Raw genomic sequence first — 12,878 nt, forward strand, 5'->3', positions numbered from 1 at the left:
TCAACGCCAAAGATGAGCGTGCGTCGCGAACGCGCCCTGCAGCTTTGCCAGGAAACGATTGAACGGACCAGACGGTGCCGAATACCCCAGCGCCAAGCGTTCAACAGCCACTTCGACAGGGCAGGGTTGTCTGGTGATCGGATCGAAATAGCGCGGATAGTCAATCAAGGTGGCGTGCACCAGGCCCATCAGCGATGGCCGTGCGCCTCGCCTGACGGGAACGGTATCGAGATCGGTGGTCAGGCCCCATCCCGCATAGAAGGGCGCGCCCAAAGTCGTGATCTTCACCCCGCGCAACAATGCCTCGAACCCCAACAGCGATGTCATCGTCCACACCTCGTGCACCTGCGGAAGCAGAGAGGCGGGGTCAATATGGGTCACAACAAAGTCTGCAAGTGCCTCTGCGTCTATCTGGCCATCCCGTAACCCGGCTTCGACATCTGGGTGCGGTTTGTAGATCAGGATCGCGTTGGGGTTGGCCTTGCGCGCGGTTTGCAGCAGTGCCAGATTGCTACGCACTGTGTTGGTGCCCAACAGGATCGAGGCATCATCTTCAACTTGTCCGGGCACAAGAATACGATGCCCGTCGGGCAGGGAAGGCGCTGGCTGGCCCGAGTTATACTTGCTCAAACCATCGGCCAGCAATCTCTCAACAAGTCTTTCAGCGCGTAATTCCTGATCCGGACGCAATGTTGCGCGCTCGCCGATCAGGTTTTCCAACTGGCTGGGTTTTGTGGGGTCGTAGTAGATGCCGATTTCGTCCGTTACCAAGGATAGAGGCGGAACAAGTGCGGCCCCCAATCCGCGTGAACGCAAGAATCCGTCTTCCACGCGAACTGCCCCTTCGCTTTCGCGCGCCTGACTGGCCCAGACCATATGGGGGCGATCTGAGGCGATGGGCTGTGTGGACGTAAAGCGCAACTTGCCATGTCGCCCGAAAATCTGCTGCAAGTGTCTTCGTTTCCACAAGCGCATGCCAGCGGCGGTCCAACCGTGCCTGTCCTGCCGCCACGCGCGGGTCTGTGCCTCCAACGTGTCCAGAACCGTTTCCAGTTCGCACAGCTGATCTCGGTAAGGGTCGTACCAAGTCGGGTAAAGCAGCATCGCGGCCGCGAACAGTTGCGCGCGGGTCAGATTGCGCTGACGGCGTTGGACTGGGAATTCATCCTGCGTCAGGCCCCAACTGGCGTAGAAAGGTTGGCCGAAAATGCGCGGTTTGTGACCGGCCAGGATCGCTTCGAAGCCCAGTTGCGAGGATACGGTATAGACCGCGATTGCGCCCTCAAGCAGGGGCCACGGGCTGATCGGCTTGTCAAACCGAGTGACCCGGTCTGACAGGTCCTGATCGGTAAAGTGCCCCTGACGATGACCCGCCAGCGTTTCTGGATGTGTCTTGATCAAAATGCGCGCGCCGGGATTCTCCTCCTGTGCGACCACCAGCATTTCAAGAAAACGGGCACGATCGGCACCACTTGCCGTGACAGCAGCATCGCCAACCGTCTGATCGATGACCAGTACATATCCGGGGTCGGGTGCGACAATATCCGGGTCAAACGCTGAATACTTGCTGAGGTGCAGCTCCCTGACCCGCTCGATCGCGGCACGCGCGCGGTTCAGCAGCGCGGTGTCGTCCAGCGGATCAGCGTTCAGCAACTTCTCAAGGTCCGAAGGTTCGGCCGCATCAAAATGCGGGCCTGAACGGTCCAGCAACAGGCCCAACGGGGGTTCACCGGCACGGCCCGGATGCAGGGACCTGAGCAAGGCGTCTTCGACGAGCAGAACCGGGGCATTGTATTTTTCGGCGACCCGTAGACCCCGATACGCAGTAGGGCTGTTACCCCAGAGTCCTACGCAGCCGCCATCCTTGGGAAAACCCAGGCGAATGTCATAGCCCGAAAGCGTCAGAATACGCCTGAGACGTTTCTGCGTCAGGAAGCCACCGTTATAGACAAACAGCTGGGTGCGCTTGGCCCCGGCTGCGCTGTCCGGATCGGGTACCATGCATCAGTTGCCGGTCAGCGTGGCAACGTTTGCGATGGGGGTCAGGCCACCAGCGATAAGCGAGATGGATTTGCTCCACTGTGCATAGGGTGCTTCGGTCACATAAATCGTATCATCGTCGCGGATCACGAAATCCCGCGCAATGAACAGGCCGTTGGGGGCCGTCAGGTTCAGCAGGTAGATCATACGCTGGTCGCCCTTAAAATCGGCGCGTCCGGTGATACTGCGTGCGACGTCCTGGCGTTCTTTTCGCAGAATGAAAATACCGGTTGGATCAGAGGACAGCGTCAGTAAACCACCGACCTGGGCCAATGCTTCCAGCGCAGAAAGATCCTGGCTTTCAAAGGCGACGCGCGATTGGCCACCTGTGGCACCTAGAGCGATGTATGACCTGCTATCTTCTTCCACCAAAATGCGGTCTCCGCCACGCAATGCGACGTCCAGTTTTGGATTGCGGAACAGGTCTTCGTACCAGACGGTGCCCTTTTGACCCCCTCGGATCAGAGTCACCAGCGCGATATCTGACGCTACAGAAACCCCGCCCGCCTGAGACAGCATGCCAAGCAGCGAACGGGTTGGGCGTTCGATCGGATAGATGCCGGGAGATGCGACAGTTCCCGTCAGCGAGACGGTGGATCCGTCACCAGCAACACGCCGCACTTCGATCTGTGGGTCGGGTGTCTGTTCACGCAGCTTGTTCGTGATCAAAACGCGAAGCTGTTCCGGCGTGTTCCCTGCGGCCCGAATCCGACCTGCATAAGGGACAAAAATAAAACCGTCGCTATCGACCTGAACTTCATCCAGGGCGGTTGCCGTACCGGTTTCGCCGGACAGCAAACCGTCGTCCACGTTTTCCCATATGGTCAGGCCCAGCACGTCTCCGGGCCGTACAGTGTCGGCGGTCAAGGCCTGGGCGCTGCTGAACGAGGAAGAAAAGCCAAACTGAGGCACGGCGGATGTGAGGCGTGTCACGCGATCATCGACTTCGACGACAAACGCGTTGCCGCCATTCTGAACTGCGCCAGCCAGAATTTCGGTCTTGTTTGGCCCGGATTTCGGAAGTTGGCAGGCCGCCAGCAAGCCGATTGTGGCCACAAGGGAAACCCCCCGCATCCATCGCTTAGGAGAGAATTGCACTGCCGGATATCCTCAGTCTTTTGTTGTTGCCGGAAGATTACCCGGTAAATCGCTCAACTTCCAGTCACAGAGCATCCGGTCTACTCGACGATTTTCAACTGTGGCGTCTGCGCCTCGTTCTTGTTCAGAATGGCCTGATAGGGGTCGCTGCTGCTTAGCATCATGTCCACGGCGCGGCGCAACAATTGCCGACGTCCGCGCCGGGAATAAAAGCCGCCCGGAACCTGGCTGGTTTCCAGCAGGAATTGCCGATAGCTGCGATATGCTTCGACATCAGGCGCGTCAGGGTCAGCAAAAAACGCGGCGATCGACTGCTGCGATACGAAGTCGGTCTTGTCATAAACCGAACGCCCGAAAGTCCGCAGCGGAATACCCCGCCACAAGACCTGCTGCCCCGCAGTGGAGTTCACGGTGACGGCCGAATTTGCCTCATCCAGCAAACTTGCCAGTTTGCCGCCGGGGACATAGTGAACACGGTTCTGTACTCCGTGTTTCCTGGCTATCTCCATGGCACGCAGGTGCAATGGTTCACGGTGGTTTTCCAGAGGGTGCTCTTTCACGACCAGTCTGTGGTGCGTCGGTGCGCCTTGCGCGAATCCGGCAATGACCAGCTCCAGAAAATCGGACATACAGGAGAAACGGGAATGGGCCTGAACCGAACTGTCATGCCCGAGTTGCAGCAGCACGAGGTGATATGGGAAGCCCCCCCATCTGACACGCGCCGTCGCAACGCTGCGTTGCAGGCGATGAACAGGCATCAACATCAGACGTTTGAAATACAATCTGAACTCCTGCGAAACCGACAGATCACGATGGCGCTTGAAATTGCGGTATCTCCTGTTCAGAAACATCACGAACCAATGATAGAGGGCGCCGTAGAAAATATGTTGCCGCATATCCCCCCAATGTGACGGAGGCGGAGGTGCCTTGCTGTCCGACTGGGCCAGAGCCTGCCGCATCTGGTCCACATCCAATGACATGAGACGCGAGTGCCCGTTTGATCCATCCCGCTCGTACGTGACCCACCAAGGCCGCAGATAACCTTCTTCGAAAACGTGAATGGTAAGCCCGTGCGACTTGGCGATCTCAACCGCCCGGGCATGGACAGGTCTTGTGTCGCCATAAAGAACGATATCCGTGACCGCCTTGTCGGCAATCAATCTGTTCAGTTTTTTGGGCCAATCGCCGGGCTGGTTCTGAAATGCTATGAAACATGCCTTGTCAAACCAGAAGGCCTGATCGCCCGCATTGAACCCAACCCGCCAGACTTGCGCCCCCGTGGCGCGTAACATCTGCCCGAGCGCCGAGAAAAACGGCCCATGAGGCCCCTGAAGGAACAGGAAGACCCGATCATCTGAGCCTGAAGGCGTTTGCGGCATCTGGACTGCTCTTTTGGTTTTGTTGCTGAAACTATGCCTGTTTGGGCCTTGTACGGCAAGGTGGGGCTTGCCCGGGACGCCCATTGGGCTTACCTCGACGGTGAATGTCAGACACAGGGTAGGAACTGAGGGTTAACGGAATGTTCACAGGGATCGTCACCGACATCGGAACTGTCACCGAGCTGGAACAGCAAGGAGATCTGCGCGCCCGGATCAGGACAGCCTATGACACGGCCAGTATCGATATCGGTGCCTCGATCGCCAGTGATGGCGTGTGCCTGACAGTGATCGCGCTGGGCGACGATTGGTATGATGTTCAGATCAGCGCCGAGACGGTTTCGAAGACCAACCTTGATACATGGGCCGTCGGCAAGCGTGTCAATCTGGAGCGAGCGCTGAAAGTGGGTGATGAACTGGGCGGTCACATTGTTTCGGGCCATGTGGATGACGTGGCCAAAGTGGTCGCGGTCGAGGATGAAGGCGACAGCACACGTGTCACCTTGCGCGCACCGAAGGAACTGGCCCGGTTCATAGCGCCCAAAGGGTCGGTTGCGCTGAACGGGACATCGCTGACGGTCAATGACGTGAGTGATTGCGAGTTTGGCATCAATTTCATCCCTCACACCAAAGAAGTCACAACCTGGGGCGATGTCGGCGTGGGCGATCACGTCAATCTTGAGATCGATACGCTGGCCCGGTACGTCGCGCGTCTGGCCGAGATGTCCTGATACGTCGCGTCGGAAAGCACCTGCGCCGTTTGTGGACTGGTCTTTGCGCCCTCAGTGGTCTATTCCGCCGAGCAAACCTGCCATGTGAAAGGCTGCCCCATGAGCTTTGAAACCCCCGGACCGGTCGAGGCCCAGTTGCGCGACGCGATCAGCCCGATCGAAGATATCATCGAAGAGGCGCGTGCAGGCCGGATGTACATTCTGGTCGATCATGAAGATCGTGAGAACGAGGGCGATCTGGTGATCCCCGCCGAGTTTGCAGATGCCGAGGCGATCAACTTCATGGCTACCCACGGGCGCGGTCTGATCTGTTTGCCGATGACGGCGGAACGGATAGATGCGCTGGGACTGCCGATGATGGCTGTGAACAACTCGTCCCGGCACGAGACCGCCTTTACGGTATCGATTGAGGCGCGCGAAGGTGTCAGCACTGGGATTTCAGCCGCCGACCGAGCGCTGACCGTTGCGACCGCAATCAACGAACAGAACACGATGGCGCGTATCGCCACCCCGGGGCATGTCTTCCCGTTGCGGGCAAAGCGGGGCGGGGTGCTGGTGCGCGCTGGCCATACTGAGGCCGCCGTGGATATCTCGCGCCTTGCCGGGCTTAACCCGTCAGGAGTGATCTGCGAGATCATGAATGCAGACGGAACCATGGCGCGCCTGCCGGATCTGGTCGAGATCGCCAAAGAGCACAATATGAAAATCGGCACGATCAGCGATCTGATCAGCTACCGGTCGCGCAACGACAATCTGGTTGTCGAGACCTCGCGTGAAACAGTCACCTCGGAATACGGTGGTGAGTGGGAAATGCGGATTTTCACCGATCAGACCCACGGCATTGAACATGTTGTCATGATCAAGGGTGACATCACCACGCCAGAGCCTGTTCTGACGCGTACACACGCCCTGCACGAAGCACCTGATATCCTGGGTCTTGGTCCGAAGTCTTCCCGCGAGTTGCCGCGCGCAATGGAAAAAATCGCCGAAGAGGGACGCGGTGTGGTTTGCCTGTTCCGCCAGCCGCGCAACTCACTGTATGCGGTCGAGGATGAAGGTCCGCGCACCATAAAGCAAACCGGTCTGGGGGCGCAGATCCTGTCCAAGATGGGTATTCAGGAACTGGTGCTTCTGACCGACTCTCCTGAAACGGTGTATCTGGGGCTCGACGCGTTTGGCTTGTCCATCGTCGGTACCCGCTCGATTCTGAAGGAAGACTGAACATGGCTGAACAAGACAAACACGGGATTCTGCCGACACCCAGTTTCGACAAACCGGTGAAACTATTGATCGTGGCGGCCCCGTTCTACCGCTCGATTGCCGACAACCTGATCGCGGGTGCCACGGCTGAAATCGAAGCAGCTGGCGGGACCTGTGAAGTGGTCGAAGTTCCCGGCGCGCTGGAAATTCCCACAGCCATCGCCATGGCCGACCGACAGTGTAATTTTGACGGCTATGTCGCGTTGGGCTGCGTCATTCGCGGTGAGACCACGCATTACGAAACCGTCTGCAACGATTCCAGCCGGGCCATTCAATTGATGGGCCTGCAGGGGTTGTGCATCGGCAATGGCATATTGACCGTCGAGAATGACGAACAGGCCGAAGTGCGCGCCAACCCCGAAAAGATGAATAAAGGGGGCGGCGCGGCCGCTGCGGCCTTGCATCTGATTGCGCTCAGCCGTAAGTGGGGCTCTTCCAAAAAGGGCGTCGGCTTCAAGCCGCCGTCCGAGTCCATCCTAGTGGCGGGCGACAACAACGGACCCACGACAGCATGACCAAGACAGACGCGCCGAAACCGACCAACCAGAAACGCCTTAAGAAATCCGCCGCCCGGCTTTATGCCGTGCAGGCGCTGTTCCAGATGGAGCAGTCCGGGCAGACGACTGAAGCCGTCGTAAACGAGTTTCTGGATCATCGGTTTGGCGCGGTCTACGAGGGCGACGAGATGCTTGAGGGCGACAGCGCGCTGTTCCGCAAGCTGGTGGATGACGCCGTGAACTATCAGGCCCCAATCGACCAGATGACCGACCGTGCGCTGGTGGCCAAGTGGCCGATTTCGCGCATCGACCCGACCCTGCGCGCGCTGTTCCGCGCGGCGGGTGCGGAACTGACCCAAAGCGACACACCTCCCAAGGTGGTGATCACCGAGTTTGTCGATGTGGCGCGTGCCTTTTTCCCTGAAGGTAAAGAACCTAAATTCGTCAATGCCGTGCTGGATCACATGGCACGCGAGGCTCAGCCCGAGGCGTTCTGACACGTTTACCTGAACCAGACATGCGCTAAGATGAATGTCACAGCGCAAGGAGGTTCGCCATGCCCAAACTGATCCGCCTGTATATCACGCAAGTCGCTTGGGGTTTTGTCATTTCTGCCGTGTTTGTCGGGGCGCTATTGGCGCTGAACGTCGCGAACCTTCGGCATCTGATCACCGGTTCGGAAATCGGCCTGATTGCGCTGGTAATGATCTGGTTCATGAACGGTATCGTTTTTGCGGGTGTTCAGTTCGCTTACAAGATCATGAGCTTGGCCGAAAAGCCGCAGGGGCCACGTCGGGGAACGCCGGTCGTGCACAGCTTTGAACCTGCAACGGTCAAGAAGGAAGTTCGCGCAGGGCGCTGATAAATCGGGTAAAGTGCGGCGGGACCACCAATCAACCGTGCGGTTTGATTCCCGAGGACCTGTATGTACAGGTGGGCGCCAGGTAATCAGGCCAGGACCTGAACAGAGCCAGCCCCCTCGGAATTGCTTAAGGCCACCAGAATGCTACCTGTCACAAGAAGGGCAGAACCCGCCAAGCGCTTAAGTAGGGCGTCTGACGGGTTCACACAAGGGGTCATGCATCAACAGTTTCGTGCAATGCAACACGCATCTTGCCGAAATGTTCATCCCAGCCTTTATCCAGGGCCAGGATCAGGCCAAATGCGTCGGCACCTTGTGGCAGACCTTCATGCAGCAGATCCAGGCGTGTTCCACCTGCCACAGGTTCCAAAGTCCACTTCACCGTGCTTATGGCGTCGCCCATAGGTTTCACTGTGAAAGTGTACTTCAAATACCTGGGAGGTTTGGCGGCACGGACCTCTCCCCAGATCAACAAGTCGCCGCTTGTTGTGCCGAGCATCTCAAGCTTCTGACCTTCCGTCAGCGTTTTTTCAGGTTTGTGGAACCATTCTGCAAGGTGGTCAGGTTCCGTCAGATAAGCCCAAACGGTTTCCGGTTCCGCCCTCAGGAAAATCGATTTCTTCAATACGGCATCAGTCATTTTGTTTCCTTTCAATAGCTTCTTTTAGTGAGTTCAGGCGATCGTCCCAGAACCGGTCGAAGTATCTGAGCCAGTCGAGCACAGGGGCCATCCCCTGTGGTTCAAGTCGGTTGATGCGTTCTCGCCCGCGCACTTCGACCGAGATCAGCCCGCCGTCCGACAGCACGGTCAGGTGTTTCTTGACGGCAGCCCGGGTCATGTCGAACCGGTCGGTCAGTTGCCTGATCGTCATGTCCTGAGACGAGAGCAGTTGCACGATGTCCCTGCGTGTGGGATCGGCCAGCGCACGAAACGCGTTTTGAGTTTGGTTTTCCATAAGCAACCTCAGATGGGATACCATTTGGTATTATATAAATGTGATACCATAAGGTATTATGTCAAGACGCAATGACGCTTTACTTTTGTTCACCAATTGTTCACATTTCGAATATGACATTGGATCTTCAGCCTGGACAAAAACTGGCACGCGGTGTCGCGCGACATCTTGCGACGCATGGATTTGTTTCTGTTGAAGAATTCGTGCCTGCGCGCGGGCTGCGTGTGGATGTAATGGGGTTAGGCCCGCGGGGTGAATTGTGGGTGATTGAATGCAAGTCCAGCCGTGCTGATTATCAGTCGGATGCGAAATGGCAGGGCTATTTGGAATGGTGTGACCGATTCTTCTGGGCCGTCGACACAGAGTTCCCGACCGATCTGTTGCCTGATGAAACGGGCCTGATCATCGCCGACGCTTATGATGCGGAAATCGTACGAATGGCACCCGAAGACACAATCGCCCCGGCGCGGCGTAAGAAAATGATCCAGAAATTTGCAACAGATGCCGCGCGCCGCTTGCATGCGCTGCGCGATCCACGTTTGTAAGAAGTTCAGCCTTTGACGGCGAGGGCGGCTTGTATCGCGGCGCGAATTTCGTCGGCGATTTCTTCTGCTTCTTCCGGGTCAAAATCCATTGGAATTTCGATGCCGTCAGCTTCGATGAACAGGCGGACCATACCCTGATCGGTCGGTCCGATTTGCAGGTTAGCCTGAATGTCGCGTTCGGTATTGATGCCCATCTGTGCCTCCGAGACTGAGCGTTCCTGCTAGCGCGCACGGGGTTGAGAATCAAGTCACCTTTGCGGTCAGATGAGACATGGAAGACGCCGTTCTCAGATCCTTTCGCCCCGATGACGCCGCGTGGCTGGTTGAACAGCACGGTCTGCTTTATGCCCGGGACGAAGGGTTTGATGACAGCTTTGCCCCGTTGGTGGCCAGCATCCTTGATGATTTCATCGACAACAGTGACCCTGAGCTTGAAAGAGGCTGGATCGCGGAACGGGAAGGGCGGCGTCTGGGCAGTGTTTTCTGCGTTGCTGTTGACCGAAGTATCGCCAAGCTGCGCTTGTTCCTACTTGTCCCGGAAGCACGAGGGCTAGGACTGGGAAAGCGGCTTTTACATACGTGTACTGCTTTCGCACGCGAGGCAGGTTACCGGGAAATGGTCCTGTGGACACACGAAAGCCATACCGCCGCCTGCGCTCTGTACAAAGCGTCTGGCTGGGAGTTAATGGACAGCAAAGCGGTGCATTCCTTTGGTGTCGATCTTGTCGAACAAAGCTGGAAATTTCGGTTTTAATCCTCTTGCATTCCGCGGGCGTGTTCGGTACATCGCCCCTCACGAGTGCCGCCTTAGCTCAGTTGGTTAGAGCGCTGGATTGTGGATCCAGAGGTCCCCTGTTCAAGCCAGGGAGGCGGTACCACTTCCCTCCTGAATGTGCTGAAAAAAGCGTGCGGGTGCGCATTGACTGTCGTTGATTTGGCTTTGTTTCCGGACGTGGTCGGCGCGCCGGAAATTAGCGCGCCAGATTCAGTTTGAACCGCATCTTGGCCTGCCTTGCGACCGGCAGGTGCCGGTTCAAGCGCTTGTTGATCAGGCCAAAGACCCCGACGATCACCAGTGTCAGCAGGATGAAATAGAACGCCAGAATCGGGTATGGGATGAACGGGTTGAACGTCTTGTCGGCAAAGTAACTGGCGTAGTACAAGGCGTCTCCACGTTGCTGCCAAGCTGGGAAAGCTGAAAAGAAGACCAGCGTTGTTGCGTGGAAGAGAAAGATTGCTTCGTTTGTGTAAGCAGGCCATGCAAGCCGCAACATGGTGGGCCAGATGATCCGGCGGAAACGCGCCCAACCGGACATGCCATAGGCATCCGCAGCTTCAATATCGCCTTTGGGAATGGATCGCAGCGCGCCATAGAAAATCTCGCCCGTATAAGCCGCGGTGTTCAGGAACAGAACGATCAGCGCGCCCAGCCAGGCCGCGGTAAAGGCGTCGAACATCGGGTTGGATTTCTTCAGCGACAGGAACAGGAAATAGGCGAAAAAAAACTGGATAAACAAAGGCGAACCGCGGAACAGGAAGATAAACCATTCCGAAGGTTTGCGGAGCCATTTGTTGCTGGATGCCTTACCTACTGCGAGGGCGGTGGCCAGGAAGAACCCGGTCGCCAGAGCCATGATCCCGAAATAGACATTCCAGATCATGCCCGACCCGATCAGTGTGAACTGCTCACACAGAGTGAAGTCAGTCTTGGGCAGCAGACGCTCGCCAATACCGAGGGACCGCAGGCCATAATCTTGAATTGTCTGCAAGCAGCTCATGCCGTGGTCTCCTTGCGCAGAAGCTCGCCGCCTGATGTGGCCTGTCCGTGGGACAGCCTCCGCATCAGCTTCTCCAGCCCAAGTTCAGACACACGTGTCATGCCGAGGTAGAAGACAAGCAGGAACAGGAAGTACCACATGCGCCAGTCGCCATGCGGATACTGGGTAAACTTGGAGGTCTTGGTGCCACCTAGCTCGCGGGCCCAATAGACGATGTCTTCAATGCCCAGCAGGAACAGCAGCGGTGTGGCTTTGATAAGGACCATCCAAAGGTTCGACAAGCCAGGCAGGGCGTAGACCCACATCTGCGGCACAAGGATGCGCCAGAACGTCTGGCGACGGGACATGCCATAGGCCTCGGCGGTTTCAAGCTGTGCGTGGGGAACCGCGCGCATTCCACCAAAAAGAACGTTCGCGGCAAACGCGCCGAAAACGATTGAGAAAGTAATAACAGCCAGGAAAAAACCATAGGTTTCATGCATCCATTCCGGTGCGGTCCCCAATGGCAGCTTGGCCGCCTGACAGACGATAAAATCATTTCCCTGACGGATCGGGTCGGTCCATTCAGGGCACAGGATCTTATGCCGAGTCCATTCGAACGCCTGGTCCAAGGCTATCACGAAAAACAGGAAGAAGGCGATGTCCGGAACACCGCGCACAATGGCAATATATCCATTACCCAGCCAGCTGAGGGGTGGGAAATGTGATCGGGCGGCCATTGCGCCCATAAAGCCAAACGCCAACGCGACCGGCGCGGTCACCGCCAGCAATCCCAGCACCTTTAGGAATGACAGGTAGAAGGACCAGTGAACACCGTTGGTCAGGTAGCAAGAGAACCAACGGAATGTTCCGAGCGTGTCAGGGTCAGCGCAATAGGAAAACATGAAGCGTCTTTCGAACGTCGTACCCGGGTATTCCACCAGGCAGGGTTCGGCGCGATGGACGCGCCGAACCGCTTGATACGGATTAGTTTGTAACGACCGAACCGTCAGCGTTGTAGGTCGGAACGCCTTCGCCGAACCACTTGGTGATCAGTTCGTTCAACGACCCGTCCGCTTTCATCGAAGTGATCGCCTCGTCGAACTTACCGCGCAGTTCGCCATCCGATTCACGGATGCCCAGTCCGATGCCACCGCCCAGCGGGACGTCATCGCCAACGAAGACCAGCTCTCCGGCGGATTCTTCTACGATCGGCACCAGGAAATCCTTGTCGGCAAACACGGCATCGGCTTCGCCGTTACGGACGGCAGCGATGGTTTCTTCCGGAGTTGCAAACTCGACCAGAGTCGCGCCCGATTCAGCCACGTGGCCAGCCTGAATGGTCGCAGTCTGTGCGGCAACGACGCCGGTGGTGACATCGACACCGTCCGATGCACCGACATAGGCCGAAGCCGCAGGCGGGAAATAGTTCTGGGTGAAGTCGATGACTTCGTCACGCTCGTCGGTGATCGACATGCCCGCGATGATGGTGTCGTAGTTGCCCGAGACCAGGTTCGGAATGATCGAATCCCAGTCGTTCTTGACCCACTCGCATTCCAGGTTCGCGCGCTTGCACAGTTCGTCGCCGACTTCACGCTCGAAACCGTCGATTTCGCCGGCATCGTTGATGAAGTTGTACGGAGGGTAGGCGCCCTCGGTCCCCATGCGGACCGTGTCGGCCATGGCGATACCGGCGGTCAGTGCCAGTGCGGCAGTGGACAGAATCAGGTTTTTCATTGGTTACTCCCCAGTTTGG

General features: G+C 57.4%; 16 protein-coding genes and 1 tRNA gene. 8 read left to right on the forward strand and 9 right to left on the reverse strand.

Translation table 11 applies throughout. The features are described from left to right. From AC2FFA_RS00115 to AC2FFA_RS00125, 3 genes are all read right to left on the reverse strand, one after another. A complete protein-coding gene (locus AC2FFA_RS00115) occupies window positions 1-2,001 on the reverse strand; it encodes a capsule polysaccharide biogenesis protein (protein ID WP_496849255.1) in 2,001 nt (666 codons plus the stop codon). 3 nt (window positions 2,002-2,004) lie between these two features. Continuing rightward, a complete protein-coding gene (locus AC2FFA_RS00120) occupies window positions 2,005-3,114 on the reverse strand; it encodes a polysaccharide biosynthesis/export family protein (protein WP_205511946.1) in 1,110 nt (369 codons plus the stop codon). 104 nt (window positions 3,115-3,218) lie between these two features. Continuing rightward, window positions 3,219-4,517, reverse strand: coding sequence for a capsule polysaccharide biogenesis protein (locus AC2FFA_RS00125; RefSeq protein WP_496849257.1), 1,299 nt, complete (start codon window positions 4,515-4,517; stop codon window positions 3,219-3,221). 140 nt (window positions 4,518-4,657) lie between these two features. Here AC2FFA_RS00125 and AC2FFA_RS00130 point away from each other — a divergent pair, with 140 nt between their 5' ends. From AC2FFA_RS00130 to AC2FFA_RS00150, 5 genes are all read left to right on the forward strand, one after another. Continuing rightward, window positions 4,658-5,245, forward strand: coding sequence for a riboflavin synthase (locus tag AC2FFA_RS00130; RefSeq protein ID WP_496849259.1), 588 nt, complete (start codon window positions 4,658-4,660; stop codon window positions 5,243-5,245). Window positions 5,246-5,344: 99 nt separating this feature from the next. Beyond that, entirely contained in the window at window positions 5,345-6,466 is a 1,122-nt protein-coding gene (ribB, locus tag AC2FFA_RS00135) for a 3,4-dihydroxy-2-butanone-4-phosphate synthase (protein WP_496849261.1), read from the forward strand. A gap of 2 nt (window positions 6,467-6,468) precedes the next feature. Then, complete coding sequence (locus AC2FFA_RS00140; RefSeq protein ID WP_299636648.1) at window positions 6,469-7,020, forward strand: 6,7-dimethyl-8-ribityllumazine synthase; 552 nt, start codon at window positions 6,469-6,471, stop codon at window positions 7,018-7,020. Then, complete coding sequence (gene nusB / locus AC2FFA_RS00145) at window positions 7,017-7,499, forward strand: transcription antitermination factor NusB (RefSeq protein ID WP_496849263.1); 483 nt, start codon at window positions 7,017-7,019, stop codon at window positions 7,497-7,499. The genes AC2FFA_RS00140 and nusB overlap by 4 nt, the downstream gene beginning before the upstream one ends. Window positions 7,500-7,558: 59 nt before the next feature. Continuing rightward, entirely contained in the window at window positions 7,559-7,864 is a 306-nt protein-coding gene (locus tag AC2FFA_RS00150) for a hypothetical protein (protein ID WP_299895950.1), read from the forward strand. A gap of 214 nt (window positions 7,865-8,078) precedes the next feature. Here AC2FFA_RS00150 and AC2FFA_RS00155 read toward each other — a convergent pair whose 3' ends face one another. Together AC2FFA_RS00155 and AC2FFA_RS00160 are read right to left on the reverse strand one after the other, a co-directional pair. Next, complete coding sequence (locus AC2FFA_RS00155; protein WP_496849265.1) at window positions 8,079-8,504, reverse strand: SRPBCC family protein; 426 nt, start codon at window positions 8,502-8,504, stop codon at window positions 8,079-8,081. After that, window positions 8,497-8,820: an ArsR/SmtB family transcription factor gene (locus AC2FFA_RS00160; protein WP_496720249.1), complete on the reverse strand. Its 324-nt coding sequence runs from the start codon at window positions 8,818-8,820 to the stop codon at window positions 8,497-8,499. The genes AC2FFA_RS00155 and AC2FFA_RS00160 overlap by 8 nt, the downstream gene beginning before the upstream one ends. A gap of 113 nt (window positions 8,821-8,933) precedes the next feature. Here AC2FFA_RS00160 and AC2FFA_RS00165 point away from each other — a divergent pair, with 113 nt between their 5' ends. Continuing rightward, window positions 8,934-9,365, forward strand: coding sequence for an MmcB family DNA repair protein (locus AC2FFA_RS00165; RefSeq protein ID WP_496720251.1), 432 nt, complete (start codon window positions 8,934-8,936; stop codon window positions 9,363-9,365). Window positions 9,366-9,370: 5 nt separating this feature from the next. Here the strand turns inward: AC2FFA_RS00165 and AC2FFA_RS00170 are convergent, their stop codons facing one another. Next, a complete protein-coding gene (locus AC2FFA_RS00170; protein ID WP_117869403.1) occupies window positions 9,371-9,559 on the reverse strand; it encodes a DUF6324 family protein in 189 nt (62 codons plus the stop codon). Between the two features lie 77 nt (window positions 9,560-9,636). On the opposite strand from AC2FFA_RS00170, the gene AC2FFA_RS00175 reads away from it, so the two are divergent. Beyond that, window positions 9,637-10,119 (forward strand): GNAT family N-acetyltransferase, encoded by a 483-nt coding sequence (locus AC2FFA_RS00175; RefSeq protein ID WP_496849267.1) that lies wholly within the window; start codon window positions 9,637-9,639, stop codon window positions 10,117-10,119. 47 nt (window positions 10,120-10,166) lie between these two features. After that, window positions 10,167-10,243: transfer RNA gene (locus AC2FFA_RS00180), tRNA-His, on the forward strand. 93 nt (window positions 10,244-10,336) lie between these two features. Here the strand turns inward: AC2FFA_RS00180 and AC2FFA_RS00185 are convergent. The 3 genes from AC2FFA_RS00185 to AC2FFA_RS00195 all read right to left on the reverse strand — a co-directional run bounded on the left by AC2FFA_RS00185 (window position 10,337) and on the right by AC2FFA_RS00195 (window position 12,859). After that, a complete protein-coding gene (locus tag AC2FFA_RS00185; RefSeq protein WP_496849269.1) occupies window positions 10,337-11,143 on the reverse strand; it encodes an ABC transporter permease in 807 nt (268 codons plus the stop codon). After that, complete coding sequence (locus tag AC2FFA_RS00190; RefSeq protein WP_117869400.1) at window positions 11,140-12,027, reverse strand: ABC transporter permease; 888 nt, start codon at window positions 12,025-12,027, stop codon at window positions 11,140-11,142. Before AC2FFA_RS00190 ends, AC2FFA_RS00185 begins: the two co-directional genes overlap by 4 nt. Before the next feature lie 82 nt (window positions 12,028-12,109). Further along, the gene (locus AC2FFA_RS00195; RefSeq protein ID WP_117869399.1) at window positions 12,110-12,859 is read right to left on the reverse strand and encodes a transporter substrate-binding domain-containing protein; all 750 of its coding nucleotides are present in this window, start codon (window positions 12,857-12,859) and stop codon (window positions 12,110-12,112) included. Window positions 12,860-12,878: the final 19 nt, after the last annotated feature.

The sequence above is a fragment of the Ruegeria sp. YTSB088 genome, assembly GCF_059609825.1.

Coding starts and splice junctions, on each gene's coding strand:
- AC2FFA_RS00115 (WP_496849255.1), bottom strand. CDS start 2,001: ATGGTACCCGATCCGGACAGCGCAGCCGGGGCCAAGCGCACCCAGCTG.
- AC2FFA_RS00120 (WP_205511946.1), bottom strand. CDS start 3,114: ATGCGGGGGGTTTCCCTTGTGGCCACAATCGGCTTGCTGGCGGCCTGC.
- AC2FFA_RS00125 (WP_496849257.1), bottom strand. CDS start 4,517: ATGCCGCAAACGCCTTCAGGCTCAGATGATCGGGTCTTCCTGTTCCTT.
- AC2FFA_RS00130 (WP_496849259.1), top strand. CDS start 4,658: ATGTTCACAGGGATCGTCACCGACATCGGAACTGTCACCGAGCTGGAA.
- ribB (WP_496849261.1), top strand. CDS start 5,345: ATGAGCTTTGAAACCCCCGGACCGGTCGAGGCCCAGTTGCGCGACGCG.
- AC2FFA_RS00140 (WP_299636648.1), top strand. CDS start 6,469: ATGGCTGAACAAGACAAACACGGGATTCTGCCGACACCCAGTTTCGAC.
- nusB (WP_496849263.1), top strand. CDS start 7,017: ATGACCAAGACAGACGCGCCGAAACCGACCAACCAGAAACGCCTTAAG.
- AC2FFA_RS00150 (WP_299895950.1), top strand. CDS start 7,559: ATGCCCAAACTGATCCGCCTGTATATCACGCAAGTCGCTTGGGGTTTT.
- AC2FFA_RS00155 (WP_496849265.1), bottom strand. CDS start 8,504: ATGACTGATGCCGTATTGAAGAAATCGATTTTCCTGAGGGCGGAACCG.
- AC2FFA_RS00160 (WP_496720249.1), bottom strand. CDS start 8,820: ATGGAAAACCAAACTCAAAACGCGTTTCGTGCGCTGGCCGATCCCACA.
- AC2FFA_RS00165 (WP_496720251.1), top strand. CDS start 8,934: ATGACATTGGATCTTCAGCCTGGACAAAAACTGGCACGCGGTGTCGCG.
- AC2FFA_RS00170 (WP_117869403.1), bottom strand. CDS start 9,559: ATGGGCATCAATACCGAACGCGACATTCAGGCTAACCTGCAAATCGGA.
- AC2FFA_RS00175 (WP_496849267.1), top strand. CDS start 9,637: ATGGAAGACGCCGTTCTCAGATCCTTTCGCCCCGATGACGCCGCGTGG.
- AC2FFA_RS00185 (WP_496849269.1), bottom strand. CDS start 11,143: ATGAGCTGCTTGCAGACAATTCAAGATTATGGCCTGCGGTCCCTCGGT.
- AC2FFA_RS00190 (WP_117869400.1), bottom strand. CDS start 12,027: ATGTTTTCCTATTGCGCTGACCCTGACACGCTCGGAACATTCCGTTGG.
- AC2FFA_RS00195 (WP_117869399.1), bottom strand. CDS start 12,859: ATGAAAAACCTGATTCTGTCCACTGCCGCACTGGCACTGACCGCCGGT.